General features: G+C 59.2%; 15 protein-coding genes, 1 pseudogene and 1 riboswitch. Of the genes and pseudogenes, 13 read left to right on the top strand and 3 right to left on the bottom strand.

Features of this window, described 5'->3' with window-relative positions; genetic code table 11:
- The 13 genes from Q4Q11_RS05985 to olsC form a co-directional block, all read left to right on the top strand.
- Nucleotides 1–183 (top strand): hypothetical protein (locus Q4Q11_RS05985; protein ID WP_498568921.1); only part of this gene is annotated, 183 nt, incomplete at its 5' end.
- Nucleotides 180–1448 carry an ABC transporter substrate-binding protein gene (locus Q4Q11_RS05980; RefSeq protein ID WP_498568920.1) on the top strand — a complete coding sequence of 423 codons (1269 nt, stop codon included), beginning with the start codon at nt 180–182 and terminating at the stop codon, nt 1446–1448. The genes Q4Q11_RS05985 and Q4Q11_RS05980, both read left to right, overlap by 4 nt.
- Nucleotides 1449–1520: 72 nt before the next feature.
- A complete protein-coding gene (locus Q4Q11_RS05975; protein WP_112503730.1) occupies nt 1521–2426 on the top strand; it encodes a carbohydrate ABC transporter permease in 906 nt (301 codons plus the stop codon).
- Nucleotide 2427: 1 nt separating this feature from the next.
- Nucleotides 2428–3303: a carbohydrate ABC transporter permease gene (locus Q4Q11_RS05970; RefSeq protein WP_113213434.1), complete on the top strand. Its 876-nt coding sequence runs from the start codon at nt 2428–2430 to the stop codon at nt 3301–3303.
- Nucleotides 3304–3397: 94 nt separating this feature from the next.
- Complete coding sequence (locus tag Q4Q11_RS05965; RefSeq protein ID WP_112503734.1) at nt 3398–4486, top strand: sn-glycerol-3-phosphate ABC transporter ATP-binding protein UgpC; 1089 nt, start codon at nt 3398–3400, stop codon at nt 4484–4486.
- Between the two features lie 96 nt (nt 4487–4582).
- Nucleotides 4583–5146, top strand: a complete 564-nt coding sequence (locus Q4Q11_RS05960) for a TetR/AcrR family transcriptional regulator (protein WP_498568919.1) — start codon at nt 4583–4585, stop codon at nt 5144–5146.
- A gap of 19 nt (nt 5147–5165) precedes the next feature.
- Nucleotides 5166–5507 (top strand): SMR family transporter, encoded by a 342-nt coding sequence (locus Q4Q11_RS05955; RefSeq protein ID WP_112503739.1) that lies wholly within the window; start codon nt 5166–5168, stop codon nt 5505–5507.
- Nucleotides 5508–5671: 164 nt separating this feature from the next.
- Nucleotides 5672–6457, top strand: coding sequence for a ThuA domain-containing protein (locus Q4Q11_RS05950; protein ID WP_112503742.1), 786 nt, complete (start codon nt 5672–5674; stop codon nt 6455–6457).
- Between the two features lie 8 nt (nt 6458–6465).
- Entirely contained in the window at nt 6466–7509 is a 1044-nt protein-coding gene (locus tag Q4Q11_RS05945) for a Gfo/Idh/MocA family protein (protein WP_112503744.1), read from the top strand.
- A 41-nt stretch (nt 7510–7550) separates the two neighbouring features.
- Complete coding sequence (locus Q4Q11_RS05940; protein ID WP_498568918.1) at nt 7551–8378, top strand: class I SAM-dependent methyltransferase; 828 nt, start codon at nt 7551–7553, stop codon at nt 8376–8378.
- A gap of 64 nt (nt 8379–8442) precedes the next feature.
- Nucleotides 8443–8531: riboswitch (Fluoride riboswitch) on the top strand.
- A 115-nt stretch (nt 8532–8646) separates the two neighbouring features.
- Nucleotides 8647–10017: a voltage-gated chloride channel family protein gene (locus Q4Q11_RS05935; RefSeq protein WP_498568917.1), complete on the top strand. Its 1371-nt coding sequence runs from the start codon at nt 8647–8649 to the stop codon at nt 10015–10017.
- Nucleotides 10018–10040: 23 nt separating this feature from the next.
- Nucleotides 10041–10433: a fluoride efflux transporter CrcB gene (gene crcB / locus Q4Q11_RS05930; protein WP_112503842.1), complete on the top strand. Its 393-nt coding sequence runs from the start codon at nt 10041–10043 to the stop codon at nt 10431–10433.
- A 293-nt stretch (nt 10434–10726) separates the two neighbouring features.
- The gene (olsC, locus tag Q4Q11_RS05925) at nt 10727–11572 is read left to right on the top strand and encodes an ornithine lipid ester-linked acyl 2-hydroxylase OlsC (protein WP_498568916.1); all 846 of its coding nucleotides are present in this window, start codon (nt 10727–10729) and stop codon (nt 11570–11572) included.
- Between the two features lie 382 nt (nt 11573–11954).
- Here olsC and ftsZ read toward each other — a convergent pair.
- The 3 genes and pseudogenes from ftsZ to Q4Q11_RS05910 form a co-directional block, all read right to left on the bottom strand.
- Nucleotides 11955–12958 (bottom strand): annotated as a pseudogene (gene ftsZ / locus Q4Q11_RS05920) (cell division protein FtsZ).
- 53 nt (nt 12959–13011) lie between these two features.
- Nucleotides 13012–14310: a beta-ketoacyl-ACP synthase II gene (gene fabF, locus Q4Q11_RS05915; protein WP_498568915.1), complete on the bottom strand. Its 1299-nt coding sequence runs from the start codon at nt 14308–14310 to the stop codon at nt 13012–13014.
- Between the two features lie 178 nt (nt 14311–14488).
- A complete protein-coding gene (locus Q4Q11_RS05910) occupies nt 14489–15076 on the bottom strand; it encodes a TetR/AcrR family transcriptional regulator (protein ID WP_112505648.1) in 588 nt (195 codons plus the stop codon).
- Nucleotides 15077–15122: the final 46 nt, after the last annotated feature.

The following is a 15122-nucleotide window of genomic DNA, read 5'->3' as shown; positions in this document are numbered from 1 at the left end:
CCCGGAGCGGCTGACGCTTCAGGCAGGACGGGTATCCAAACGGAGGAACTGCCGAGCGTCCGCTCCTTGTCCCATGTGGCAGGCGGGCGCTTGGTGCAGGTGAAGGAAAAACGCCGATGGCAGCGCGGGCCATGTCATCGGACAGATACCGTCACGGTTCGCATGGTGGAGGAGAATATATGAATATTTTTTCGAAGCTGGCGATCTCCGCCGGCATGTCGCTTCTGTTGGCTGCCAGTGTGGCGCAAGCCCAGAGCAAAACATTTAATGTCTGGTGGTTCGAACTGCCGGATACTTCGCAGGCCAAGGCATGGACCAAGGCACTCGAAGAGCTGAAGGCCAAGCATCCCGACGTCACGATTAATTTCGAACAGAAGACCTTCGAGCAATTGCAGAAGGCAGGCAGCCTCATCCTCAATTCCGATCAGGCGCCTGATGTTCTGGAATATAACAAGGGCAATGCCACCGCGGGCTTGGTCGCTTCGCAGGGGCTGCTGACGCCGCTCGACGATCAGTTCAAGTCGCGGGGCTGGAACAAGATCCTCAACGAAACCAATAGCCAGCTCAGCAAATACGATGCGAACGGCATCTACGGTTCCGGTCCGATCATCGGCATTCCCGTCTATGGCGAATTCGTCTCGGTTTTCTATAATATCGACATGTTCCAGGCCAACGGCGTGAAAGTGCCGACGACGCTGAACGAGTTCGAGGCTGCGCTCGATACATTCAAGAAGAAGGGCATTACGCCGCTTGCCTACGGGACGGTAGATTCCAACGCACAGCACCTGGTCTATACGCTGGCGCTGACGCAGGCTGACGACACCTGGGTCAAGAACTATCAGGGTCTCAAGGCGCCGCTCGACACCAAGCCTTTCCTGTTCGCCGCGCAGAAGATCGCCGACTGGGTGAGCAAGGGTTACATTTCGAAGGATTCGACCGGCCTGAAGGGTACCGGCGGCGCCGATAACCTCTTCTCGTCCGGCAAGGCGCCGATGTTCGTCAGCGGCACCTGGAACAACGGCAATTTCGCCAGCTCGATCAAGAACTTCAAATGGAGCCAGTTCATCTTCCCGACCACGAAGTATAGCGTGGGTTCGACCGGCAATCTGTTCATGGTGCCGAAGAGCGCCAAGAACAAGGATCTCTCCTATGAGTTCATCGATCTTGTCCTGAGCAAGGAGAACCAGAACATGCAGGCCAACCTCGGCGGCGTTGCCATTGCCGCCGATCCGGCCTCGGTCACCGACGAGGTCGGCAAGCGCAATGTCGAGCTCTTCAACCAGATTTCGAGCAAGGGCGGCCTCGGCTTCTACCCGGATTGGCCGGTTCCGGGCTATTACGAACTGCTGATCCAGGCCACCACCGGCCTTGTAAACGGTTCGACCACGCCTGACCAGTTCGTAGCGCGCCTGAAGAAGGCTTACGACGACGTGCAGGCGGCGCAGTAAACACCATCGGCGACAATCACAACGGCGAGACGGCTTTCATGCCGCCTCGCTGTATCGGACTGGAGGATTTCGATGGATAAGTCGAAGAGCGCCGGCAGGGCTGGGTACTATCTTTATATGATCCCGGGTGCGCTGGGGTTTGTTCTCGTCGTGCTCGTTCCCTTGATCGCCAATTTCGCGATCAGCTTCACGACATGGAAGGGCGGTGTCATCCCACCCCGATATGTCGGTCTGGAAAACTATCAAAGGCTGCTTCAGGATGCCGTCTTCTGGGGATCCATCCAGCATACGGTGCTTTTCATCATCTCGATGACGATCGTGCCCATTCTTTTGGGATTGCTGCTGGCGGCGGTGCTGTTCGATTATATCAGCGCTCAGTTCAGCGAGACGTGGTCGAGCTTCTTCCGTGCGGGCTTCTATCTGCCGCAGATTCTGCCATTGACCGCTGCCGGCGTTCTCTGGGGATGGATCCTCAATCCGATCGGTATCATCAATGCGGTGCTGAAGACGATCGGTCTCGATTTCATGGCGAAGAATTGGCTGGGGGATGCCACTTATGCGCTCTGGGCGGTTTCAGCCGTGATCGTCTGGGTGCAGGTGGGCTATTGTCTGGTCGTCTTCATGTCCGGATTGGCGCGCGTCGACCCTTCGCTCTATGAAGCCGCCGAGCTCGACAATGCGAGCTGGTTCGGACGTTTTCGCTCCATCACGATCCCGATGCTCATGCCGGAAATTTTCGTGGTTGCCCTGACGACGCTGATCGCGGCTCTCAAGGTCTTCGCGCCGATCTACGTTCTGACCTCGGGCGGGCCTGACAATGCGACGACGGTGCCGTCCTATTTGTCCTACTACCATTTCTTCACGACGAATCGCGTCGGCTATGCCGCGGCCATCGCGACGCTGCAGACGGTGATGACCATCATACTCGGCATCGTGTTCCTGCGCATGCAATCGAAACAATCCGAGGGGGGGCACTGACATGGCGGTCACGTCTTCGATTTCCGCCCAGGCCGTTTCGGTGCATCATGGCCAGAAGAAGGGGATTGGCCGCTGGATCGTCCTGGCGATCCTGCTCGTCTTCCTGGCCGGAACGCTGTTTCCGTTCTTCCTGGCGGCGTTCAACGCCATTAAGACGCCTGCGGACTACGCCGCCAATGGCCCGCTGGCCTTTCCGCGCAGCTTCGATCTGACGGCGCTCAAGAACTTCTGGGCGACCGTCGATTTCCCCCGTAAGCTCTTCAACAGTGTTTTCATCAGCGCGTGCACGGCCATACTTGCCGTCGTCCTCAGCCTGCTCAATGCCTATGCGATCGGCATCGGCCGGGTGCGCGGCGGCCAGGCATTGCTGGTAATTCTGCTGATCGCGATCATGGCGCCGCAGGAAGCGCTCGTCTATCCGCTGTACTACATGGCCAAGCAGGTCGGCCTGTTCGACTCGATGTTCTCGGTGATCCTGATCATCGGCGTGCTGCATACCGCGTTCGGGACCTATCTTCTGTCTTCGGTGCTGACGACGTTTCCGCGCGAGATCATCGAGGCGGCGCAGATCGACAATGCGAGCCGGTGGCAGATCCTTTGGATGGTGATCGTGCCCGTGCTTCGCCCGACCCTTGCGGTGCTTGCGACCTTCTTCTTCATCTGGACCTGGAACGAATTCCTGATTCCCCTGGTCTTTCTGGTCTCCAACAACAACCAGACGGTCTCCGTCGCCATGGGCGTGCTGACGGGAGCCAATACCCAGGATCCGACGGCAATTGCCGCGGCCTCGCTGCTGGGCATAACGCCTACGATCATCTTCTTCCTGATTTTCCAGCGGACCCTTACGCGCGGTGTCGCCGTAGGTGCCGTCAAATAACCAATGCGGAAGCCCCATCCCGGCGATCGCGGCCGGATGGGGTGCGATGAGTAGCAAGTCCGACGAAGTTCGATTTTTCCGCGGGAGGCGTGAAGTGGCAGGTATCAATATCAAATCCCTCACCAAGCATTTCGGTGCCGTGCAGGTTCTGAACGACATCGATCTGACGATCGAGCGCGGCGAGTTCGTCGTCTTCCTCGGCGGTTCGGGTTGCGGCAAGTCGACGCTGCTGCGGATGATTGCCGGCCTGGAGTCGATTACCAGCGGCGAGATCTGGATCGGTGGAAAGCGCGTCGACCAGCTGCCGCCCGGCGAGCGCGGCGTGTCGATGGTCTTCCAATCCTACGCGCTCTATCCGCATATGACGGTTCGCGACAACATGTCCTTCGGCTTGAGAAATATCAAAACGCCCAAGCAGGAGATCGCGAGGCGCATCGAGGAGGCCGCAAAGATCCTGGAAATGCCGCATCTTCTCGATCGCAAACCCTCGGCATTATCGGGCGGCCAGCGCCAGCGTGTCGCGATCGGCCGCGCTATCGTGCGCGAGCCGGACGTCTTCCTTTTCGACGAGCCGCTCTCCAACCTCGATGCGGGCCTTCGCACCCGCACACGCGTCGAGCTGGCGCAGCTTCACGAGCGGCTGGGCGCGACGATGGTCTTCGTCACCCACGACCAGGTGGAGGCGATGACGCTTGCCGACCGTATCGTGCTCTTGAACAACAAGAAGATCGAGCAGGTGGCTACGCCGGTCGAGATCTATACGCGCCCGGCGACGCGCTATGTCGCCCAGTTCGTCGGATCGCCGGGCATGAACTTCATCGACATAGCCGGTGTTGGCGAGGCAGGTGGGCTGGCGACGGCAGCGCTGCCGGACGGATCGGTCATCAGGACGGCGATAGCGCTCAATGGCCTTGCGAATTCCGGACTGACGCTCGGCATCCGTCCGGAGCATCTGGTCGTTGCGAAAGCGGAGAAGGGCGATATCGGCGGTCAGGTCGAGACGGTCGAGCGTCTGGGCGACCGGTCGCTCGTTCACGTCCGGCTCAAGGACGGCTCGAAGATCATCGGCACCGATCCCGGTATGACGACCATTGCCACCGGCTCCCCGATCGCCTTCACCGTCGATGCAACGAAGGTGAGCATCTTCGATGAGAATGATGCCGCCCATCATTCGGTAAACTAAGGAGGGAGGAACGTAAAGATCAGCCACATTCGATAAGCTTCAGAGGCGATCAAGTAGGTCGTTGACGAAACCGTCCAACTGGTATGTTATGTCGCCATGTCCACTGCGCACCATAGGAAGAAGCAGCCCTTGTTCGTCCGCCAGCAATTGCTGGAGGTGGCGGCGCGCCTTGCTTCCGAAAAGGGGATGACAGCGGTGACGCTGGATGCCGTTTCCGGCGCCTCCGGCGTCAGCAAGGGCGGGCTGCTGCATCATTTCCCCAGCAAGAACATGCTGCTCGAAGCGTTGTTCGACAGCCTCCTGGAGCGGCTGGATGCCGCGATCGAGGAAGCGATGCGCGCCGATCCGCTGCCGCATGGCCGCTTTACCCGCGGTTACCTGCATGCCTGCCTGGCGCTGCGCGATCAGCCGCAGGGCAGCAAGGACTGGGCACAGGTAACGATGGTGCTGCTCACTGAGCCGCAATTGCGGCAGCGATGGCACGCATGGGTGCGCGAGCGCAGCGAGGAATATATCGGTACGGATTCCTCGGTGGATGCAGCAATCGTCAGGCTGGCGGCCGATGGGATCTGGCTGGCTGACCTGCTCGGCAGCCACGACATGGACCAAGGCGCCCGCCAAAAGCTGATCGACCGGCTGATCGAGCTGACGCGGCTCTAACTCTATCGGAGAAATTGGAATGGCGAACGCATCGGTCTATGCAATGCTGCTGGTTGCGATCGTGCTGGAGGTGATCGGTACGACGGCGCTGCAGATGTCACAGCAGTTTACGCGCCTCGGTCCGACGATCGTTCTGGTAGTCTGCTATACAGCCGCCTTCTATTGCCTTTCGGTAACGTTGAGGGTCATCCCGGTAGGCATTGCCTATGCAATCTGGAGTGCGCTCGGAATCGTGCTGATTTCCATGGTTGGAGTGGTGCTTTTCCGGCAGAAACTCGATCTCGCCGCGATCATTGGCCTCGCTCTGATTATCGCCGGCGTGCTCGTCGTCAACCTCTTTTCAAAATCCGTGTCGCACTGAAAACAGAGGTGTTGTTCATAGCAGTTTTTGCCTTTGTCAAATCCCTTTGGTCCCATTATGTCTTGGGGCGAATGGGCTGATGAAGGCTTGAAATACGGCGCTTTCCCAAAGCGCTTTGGATCGCATAACCTATTCAATCCCAATGGTATTAGAGGAGTGCCGTAATGACTATTCGTGCCGTCGTCTGGGGCGAGAACATTCATGAGCAAACAAACAAGGTCGTCGCCGAGATTTATCCCGAAGGCATGCACAACACCATTGCCAAGGCACTGAATGCCGATGCCGGCATTCAAGCGACCACGGCAACGCTGCAGGAGCCGGAGCATGGTCTCAGCGAGGCCCGCCTGAAGGATACCGACGTTCTTCTGTGGTGGGGCCACAAGGATCACGGCGCCGTCAAGGACGAGATCGTCGAGCGCGTGGCCAGGCGCGTGTGGGAGGGCATGGGCCTCATCGTCCTGCATTCGGGTCATTTCTCCAAGGTCTTCAAACGCCTGATGGGCACCCCCTGCGCACTGAAATGGCGCGAAGCCGGCGAGCGCGAGCGCCTCTGGGTCATCAATCCCCGCCACCCGATTGCAGCCGGCCTCGGCGAGCATTTCGAGCTGGAGAACGAGGAAATGTATGGCGAACAGTTCTCCGTTCCGGAGCCGCTGGAAACTGTGTTCATCTCTTGGTTCCAGGGCGGCGAAGTTTTCCGTTCGGGCATGACCTGGCGCCGTGGCGCCGGCAACATCTTCTATTTCCGTCCCGGCCACGAGACCTATCCGACCTATCACAACGGCACTATTCAGAAGGTTCTGATCAATTCGGTGAAGTGGGCGCATAACCCGCTCGGCACCCAGGCCAGCATCCATGATGCGCCGAACGTGCCGGTCGAAAAGGCACTGGAGCCGATCGTCGAGCGCGGCCCGAAACTGCACCAGGCCGGCGAAGCCGGTTATCGCTGAGGTATCATATGCGTCTCATAGTAGTTGGCACGGGCGGCATGGCTAAGAACCATGTGGAGCATTTTGCCCGCATTCCTGGCGTCGAGATCGTCGGCGCCGTCGATACGGATGCGACGAGGCTCACCGCCTTTTGCGATACGTTCGATATCAAGAAGCGCTTCTCGTCGCTCGACGAGGCGCTGGCCTGGGGCGAGTTCGATGCGGCGACCAACGTCACGCCGGACAAGGCTCATCATCCGACGACCTTGCCGCTGCTTGCCGCCGGCAAGCATGTTCTCTGCGAGAAGCCACTTGCGGAAAACTACGAAAAGGCACTCGAGATGACGGAAGCTGCCGAAAGGGCAGGGGTCGTCAACATGGTCAATCTGACCTATCGCAATGTCGCGCAGCTGCAGAAGGCGCGCGAGATGGTGATCTCGGGCGAGATCGGCACGGTCAAGCATGTGGAGGCGTCCTACCTGCAGAGCTGGCTCGTTTCCAAGGCCTGGGGCGATTGGCGCAGTGAGTCCAAGTGGCTTTGGCGTCTGTCGACCGGGCATGGCTCGAACGGCGTTCTCGGCGATATCGGCATCCATATCTGTGATTTCGCCGCCTATGGCGCCGCGACGGATATCGATCACGTCTTCGCGCGCCTGAAGACCTTCGAGAAGGCGCCCGGCGAGCGGATCGGCGAATATACGCTTGACGCGAACGACAGCTTCTCCATGGCGGTCGATTTCGCCAACGGCGCGCTCGGTGTCGTGCATGCGAGCCGCTGGGCAACCGGGCATCTGAACGAGTTGAAACTGCGCATCTATGGCGAGCGCGGTGGCCTGGAAGTATCCCACAGCCCCAACGGTTCCGAATTGCGTGGCTGCCTCGGCGAAGACACCGAAACGGCGACCTGGAAGGTCATCGAAGTGCCGCCGGTCCTGACCAACTATCAGCGTTTCGCTGAAGCCGTGACGACCGGCAGCAGCCAGGACCCGAGCTTCCGCCACGCGGCCAACTTGCAGCGCGTGCTGGATCTTGCCATGGTGACTGAAGTCGAACGGCGTGAGCTGAAGGTCTGATGGCGTAAGCAACCTTCAAGCAAAGCCTTGGGAGTACATGCATGTTTACCGAGGAAAAAGTTGCCAGCCACTACACGCACGGATCGCTGGAAACAGCGATCCTGCAAACCCTGTTGGCCGATGGCAAGGATATCGACAATCTCCGCATCCGCGACCTGGCGGGAGTGGATGAATTTCATCTGGGTCGTCATGCGGCCACGGTGGAGTTGGCGCGCGATCTTGATCTTGCCGCCGGGCTGAGGCTTGCGGATATCGGCTCGGGGCTCGGCGGCCCCGCCCGTCATTTTGCGGATGCCTATGGATGCACCGTATCGGGCATCGATCTGACCGAGGAATTCGTTCGGGTTGCCAATTCGCTGACGGTCCGTTGCGGTCTTGCGGATCAAGTCTCCTTTCAGCAGGGAAGTGCTTTGGCGCTGCCCTTCGAGAGCGGCAGCTTCGATCGCGCTACCCTCATCCATGTCGGGATGAACATCGAAGACAAGGCGCGATTGTTTGCGGAGATCAGGCGCATTCTCAAGCCGGGCAGCCGTTTTGGTCTCTATGAAATCATGCAGATGCGCGAAGGCATGCTGCCCTATCCGATGCCATGGGCGATGGAGCCGGAGACAAGTTTCGTCTGCAGCCCCCATGTCTACCGTCATCTGCTCGAAGAAGCCGGCTTCGCGGTGGAGCAGGAGCAGGATCGCAGCGCCCTGGCAATCCGGCTTGTGCATGAAGCGCGCGCCAGGGCAGCAGCAGGCGAGGCACGGGACCAGGGATTTCGCACCCTGATGGGGCCGCGGGCAGGTGAGCGGAGCAGCAACGTCAATATGTCGGTCGAAGGCGGTTTGCTCGCGCCGATCGAGATGATCGCCATCGCCGTTTGATGAAATTGCATCCGATGCAGTTCGCCGCAACAGATTGACAGCGGTAGCCCTGTTTCTATATTGAATGCCCAACGGTAATGGATTTCTGCCGGGCCATCGTGGCCGAACCGCTGCTCTGACATTTCCAGGGAAGCTGATGACTCCTACTCAACGCGCCCGATGGGTAAAGGAGTAGGTTCGTGTCTTTTTTCATGCCGTTATCCCGCACATATTTCCTATCCAGTGTCCCCGGAAGATCGTCCATCGGCTTCGCGGGAGGGACAAACTGATGTCTGCATCCGCCTATTTTCATCATCGCTTTCAGCAATTTCGCAGCCTGTTCAAATGGATAGTTCTGGTCGTGCCTATGGCGGCCGTCGTCGGTTCGCTTTGCGCGCTTTTTCTGTGGAGCCTCGATAAGGCGACTGCGACGCGCTTCGAGTATCCCTGGCTGATCTTCCTGATGCCGGTCGCCGGCTTCCTGATGGTGCTGGTCTACCAGCATTTTGGGCGCGGCTCGGAAGGCGGCAACAATCTGATCGTCGATCAGATCCACGAGCCCGGCGGCGGCGTGCCGCTGCGCATGGCGCCTTTCATTCTGGTCTCGACGGTTCTGACACATCTGGTCGGCGGTTCGGCGGGACGCGAAGGGACGGCCGTGCAGCTCGGCGGCAGCATTGCCAGCGCCTTCGCCAAGGTCTTCCGGCTCAGCCACGCCGAGGTCCGCATCCTCCTCATGGCCGGCATAGCAGCCGGTTTCGGTGCCGTCTTCGGCACGCCGATCGCGGGTGCGGTCTTCGCTCTAGAGGTTTTGACGATCGGGCGGATGCAGTATGAAGCACTGATCCCCAGCCTTGCGGCGGCGATCGCCGCCGATTGGACCTGCCATGCCTGGGGGATCGAGCATATCCAGTATCGGATCGGCTATCTCGCCGGTACGCCGGCCGGTACGTTCCATCTCGATGCCTTGCTGCTCGCCAAGGTCGGCTTCGCCGGCGTGCTGTTCGGTCTGATGGCACGCTCGTTCAGTGAGGTCTCGCATGCCGCCTCGGCGGCATTCAAACGTTTTTGCGCCTATGCGCCGCTCAGGCCCGTCATCGCCAGCGCGATCCTCATCGGCCTCGTCTATCTGCTCGGCACGCGACAATATCTTGGGCTTGGCGTCTGGTCCCCCAACACGGGCGATGCGACGATCATCGGTTTCTTCGATCCTGCCCATATCGACTATTGGAGCTGGTTCTGGAAGGCGGTCTTCACGATCGTGACGCTCAGCGCCGGCTTCAAGGGCGGCGAGGTGACGCCGTTGTTCTTCATCGGAGCCGCGCTCGGCAATGCGCTTGCGGCCATTCTCGGCGCGCCGGCCGATCTCTTCGCCGGGTTGGGCTTTGTTGCCGTCTTTGCCGGCGCCACCAATACGCCGCTTGCCTGCATGATCATGGGCATCGAGCTCTTCGGCGCGACGCATACCGTCTATCTCGCCGTCGCCTGCTTCCTTGCCTATATCTGCAGCGGCCACACCAGCATTTATCTATCGCAGCGTCTCGGCATCGCGAAGAGTGCTGCTTCCGGCAACATCGCTGCCGATGTGCCGCTTCGTCATATTCGCAAGCACGGCTTGCAGATGCGGCGGGAAAATATCCATAAGATGGAAAAGGTTTGACGCAAGGACGGCTGGAGGTTGTCGTGCTCTATCTTGTCGTGTTTCTCGGAGCTGGATTGGGCGGCGCGTTCCGCCTCGGTCTCAACGAGGTCGCCGCACGTCTGCTCGGAATAGAATTTCCGTTCGGCACGCTCATCGTCAATGTCCTTGGGGCATTCGCCATGGGGCTGCTGACGGAATATTTCGCCTTTCGCGGCGGTATGCCGCAGGAGGTGCGGTTGTTTCTGACGACAGGTGTTCTAGGTGGATTCACGACATTTTCGACCTTTGCTCTGGAAAGCGTCACGCTCTGGGAGCGCGGACAGTGGATGCCGGCCATTGCCTATGTCGCCTTGTCGGTTTTCCTGTCGATCGCGGCTTTGGTTGCGGGACTTGCAGTTGTCCGGCTAATAATTCAGGTTCAAACTGTGCAGTGAAGGAGAGTCGGCGGATCCCGCCGCATTTTTGCCGATTCTGAGGTGAATCCATCTCGAGAATCGCCGGAGATTTCTTCCACGACAAACCACCGCTCGTTGCGAACGGACTCTCTTGCGAAATTCGACTATTCAACTCATATAATCGCCTATTGTGATCATCGCATAACAAAGGAGTCGGGCGTCAATCAGGAACGGCAGGCGAGCACTAACGATGTTCGAGCCTGTTGCCACTCCGGAATTTCCATGCAATTCCCGTAAGGCAGATTTCCTCCCGGACGGCCCAAAAGACAGACATGACGGAGAGCCCCTTGAGTGCACCTGCTCCCACTTCCAACCAATCTCGTGCTCCGGAACAGACCTTCGGTACGGCCGGCATTACGCCGATGGATCGTCCGAGCGTCATGACGCGCTTCTTCATGGGCATCGTCGCCTGGGCCGAAAGCCTCAATTTGAAATATGCAAAGCTCGGCAACCCGCCGGTCTACGATGTCGCGACCTTCCCCTGGGCGGCCGAGATCGAGAAGGATTATCCGGCGATCCGTGCCGAGCTTGAGAAGGTGCTGCTGCGTCAGAGCGAGCTGCCGACCTTCCAGGACATCTCTACCGACGTGAAGACCATCTCTACGGACACCCGTTGGAAGACCTTCTTCCTCCTCGGTTTCGGCGTGAAGTCCGAGCAGAACATCAAGGCGTGCCCGAACACCTGGGCCGCCGTGCAGAAGATTCCCGGCCTGACGACGGCGATGTTCTCCATCTTCGAGCCGGGCAAGCATCTTCCCGCTCACCGCGGACCCTATAACGGCGTGCTGCGTCTGCATCTTGGCCTCATCGTGCCGGAGCCGAACGACAAGCTCGCCATCCGCGTCGACAAGCAGGTTTGCCACTGGCAGGAAGGCAAGGCGCTGATCTTTGACGACGCCTATGAGCACGAAGCCTGGAACCATTCCGACAAGACCCGCGTGGTGCTCTTCGTCGATTTCGTAAAGCCGCTGAAATTCCCGGCCCGCATCGTCAACTGGGCTCTGATGAACCTGGCGATCTTCACGCCCTTCATCAAGGAAGGCCTCGATAATCACAAGGAATGGGAAAAGAAGTTCTACGCCGAAGCCGAAGCGTTCAGAAATCGCCCGAGGCCCTGATCACATCGGCTGTTCAGCTCGATAAAACCCTGGCCAATTGAATTCAGGATGAAGCAAAATTGAAAAATTTTGCTTCATATTTTTGAGTTGCCATCCTCAAGCTATTGCTTTTCCAAAGCTGGTCGTCCGAGAGCGTTTCTGCTTTTCTTCGAATCGCGAAAATGCTCTATGCTCTTATTTCCCGACGCATTCCGGACGGAAAACCGCTGCGACCATTTCCTGGAACTCTATAGCCGATTTTTGCGAGTTAGATGGACTGGCTCCAGCTGACCGGACGCTGGTGCGCGTTTTCCAGGTCCAATTTAGCTTCGGCTTGCAGTGACCGCTGCAATAAATCGGATGCCACACAACTTCCGGCTTGATCCCGGCGATAACAAGAGCGTCACGCCCTGCGTTCTGAAAGGGAGATCACTTCTGCCGGCTGCCGTAACCCGGTTGCGACGACAGAAACCCGCAGTCGTCCTTCAAGTGTTTCGTTGAAAGTCGCGCCGACGACGATGTTTGCGTCGGCATCGACCTCCTCGCGGACACGTGTGGCTGCCTCGTCAACGTCAAAAAGCGTCATGTCCAGCCCGCCGGAGATGGAGACGAGCAGTCCTCTCGCCCCCCTGACCGATGTATCGTCGAAAAGCGGATTGGCAACCGCCGCCTCTGCCGCGATTCTGGCGCGGCCGTCCCCGCCGCTTCGCCCGTGCCCATCACCGCTCGACCCATGTCGCGCATCACCGACCTTACGTCAGCGAAATCCAGGTTGATCAACCCTTCTTTGACGATCAGATCGACAACGGAGCTGAAGCCCGCGTGAAGAACGCGATCGGCCATTTCGAAGGCGTCGGCGAAGGTTGTCTTGGCATCGGCTATGCGGAAAAGGTTTTGATTGGGAATTACGATCACCGTGTCGGCGCTTTCGCCGAGACGCTCAATCCCCTGTCGTGCCGTCCGCATTCGATGTGTACCCTCGAAGGCGAATGGCATGGTGACGACACCGACCGTCAGCATGCCCGCCTTCCGCGCAGCCTGAGCGATGACGGGCGCCGCGCCTGTTCCAGTGCCGCCTCCCATGCCCGCAGTGACAAAACACATGTGTGTTCCGGCCAGGTGGTCCATAATCTCGTTGACAGTTTCTTCCGCTGCTGCCTGTCCGGTCTCCGCGAGGGATCCGGCGCCAAGCCCTTCGGTGACGGTCAGGCCGAGCTGGACAAGCCGCGGCGCCATTGACATCGACAGAGCCTGGGCATCGGTGTTCGCAACGATGAATTCGACCCCCTTGAGATTCTGCGCGATCATATTGTTGACAGCATTGCCACCGCCGCCGCCGACGCCAATGACGGCAATCCTCGGCCTGAGGTGCGTTATGTTCCGGATGGTAACCTCCGTCGGTTTCATGGAAGATCAGCTCCTGGGCAAAGATAAAGGTTTCATGATGCGGTGAGAAACCATCAGCCGAAGGAGGATATCCGTCGACGGCTTTGCGCCGGCCAGCGCCGGAAAAGTGCGCTGGCATTGACACCGCCAAAACCGAAGCCGTTGGATATCGCGTATTCAGCGTCCATGCGGCGTGCTTCATTTGCGACGAAATCGATTCCGGTCGCTTCCGGATCCGGAATACTCAAGTTCAGGGTCGGTGGTGCGATCTGGTTCTTGAGGGCCAAGATCGTGAAGATTGCTTCCAGCCCCCCGGCTGCACCGAGCAAGTGTCCCGTTGCCGACTTCGTTCCACTCACTGCGACAGATTTTCCATCGCCAAACAAGCTCTTGATAGCCCTGATTTCTCCGAGATCGCCCACCGGTGTCGAAGTGGCATGCGCGTTCAGATGACCCACTTCATGAGGGGCCACGCCGGCTTGCGCGATGGCAAGCTCCATTGCTCTCAGCGCCCCGTTTCCATCTTCGGGACCGTAGGTGATGTGGTGGGCGTCGGCCGTCGTCCCGTATCCGACGAGTTCGGCAATCGGGGTGGCACCGCGAGCAAGAGCGTGGCTCAGTGCTTCGATGACGAGTATGCCTGCCCCTTCGCCCATGACGAAGCCGTCACGCGAGGCGTCGAAGGGACGCGAGGCCTTGCTCGGCGTTTCGTTGAAACCGGTCGACAGCGATCTTGCTGCGGCGAAACCGCCAAGGCTGACGATGTTCATGCAGGCTTCCGTTCCGCCGCAAACGGCAATGTCGGCTTCATTGGATCGAATAAGCCTGGCGGCATCGCCGATGGCTTGAACGCCAGCGGCGCATGCCGTCACGGGCGCGCCAAGTGGACCTTTGAAGCCGTGGCGGATTGAGACTTGTCCGGCTGCGAGATTGACCAGGAAGGACGGAATGGTGAAGGGCGAGAGGCGGCGCACACCGCGTTGATCGACGGTGCGGACGGCCTCGGTTATTGCCGGAAAGCCACCGATGCCGGACGCGATGATCGTCGCGGTTCTCAGCCTGTCTTCATCCGACGCCGGCCTCCAGTTCGCTTGCGTCAGCGCCTCTTCCGCGGCCGCCAGCGCGAAAATGATGAACCGGTCGACCTTGCGTTGATCCTTTGGCGGCATGATCGTATCCAGATCGAAGCCTCCCTCGGGATCTTCGGCGAGAGAGGGGACCACGCCTCCGATTTTCGAAGGCAGATCTCCGACCACATCGTCACTCAGTCGCCGAATGCCGCTTTTGCCGGCCAGAAGGCGCGACCAGGACATATAAACGTTCGCTCCAAGGGGACTGATGGCCCCCATACCCGTAACAACAATACGACGCATCTGTTTTCCACCTGCCTTCTTCAGGAATAGGCATGCAATCAGCGTCCCGACCGACAATGGGTCAGGGCCTGCTCTCAAAACCTGTAATTCCTCAAAGGTCCAAGAACGCTCTCACCCCACACCGCCGGCAGCTAGATCTCGGCCGATGTCAGTGCCGGCTCCCGAGCCGACATAGCCTTCAGGCAACATCGTCGCGATGCGCGATACGCCTGACTTCACCAGTGGCCGCGTCGAGTACGCCCTGCGACAGCTTCTCATCCTCGATGATACGGGAAAGCGTAACGGCACCGACCATCAAAGACAGAATCGCCATCGCCTTATCGCTCGGACTTGCGCCGCCGGCATCACCCATCAGTTCATCCAGCACCTCGAAGTGAGCTCGAATGCCATCTTCAAACGGGCGCCTGACTTCCCTGCTTTGCCGAGCCGCATCCGCTCCCAGCGCCACCAGGGGGCAACCTTCCGCCATCTCTCCTTTGTGATCCTTGGAGAGATAGAATGCCATGACCGCTTCCAAGGGGTCGGAGGCGTCTGCGGCCGCGCTCGACCATCGTCTTGTGGCGCTTTCCAGAGCGCGCCTCGATGCAAGCGCGGCAAGATCGTCCTTCGACGCGAATTGTTTGTAAAAAGCGCCTTGGGTAAGACCGGCGCCCTTCATCAGGTCCTTCAGCCCGATCCCGTCGAATCCATGCTCCCGGAAGAGCCGGCTTGCCGCGTTGATGACCGCTTCGCGATTTGCCTCTGCCTGAGCCCGACTGACTCTCATATCGATCTCCATTTAGATTTCACTTGACATCTATAGCACATTTAGA

The sequence above is a fragment of the Rhizobium sp. UFLA01-1127 genome (assembly GCF_059803845.1).
This window is presented reverse-complemented; position numbering and strand designations above follow the sequence as displayed.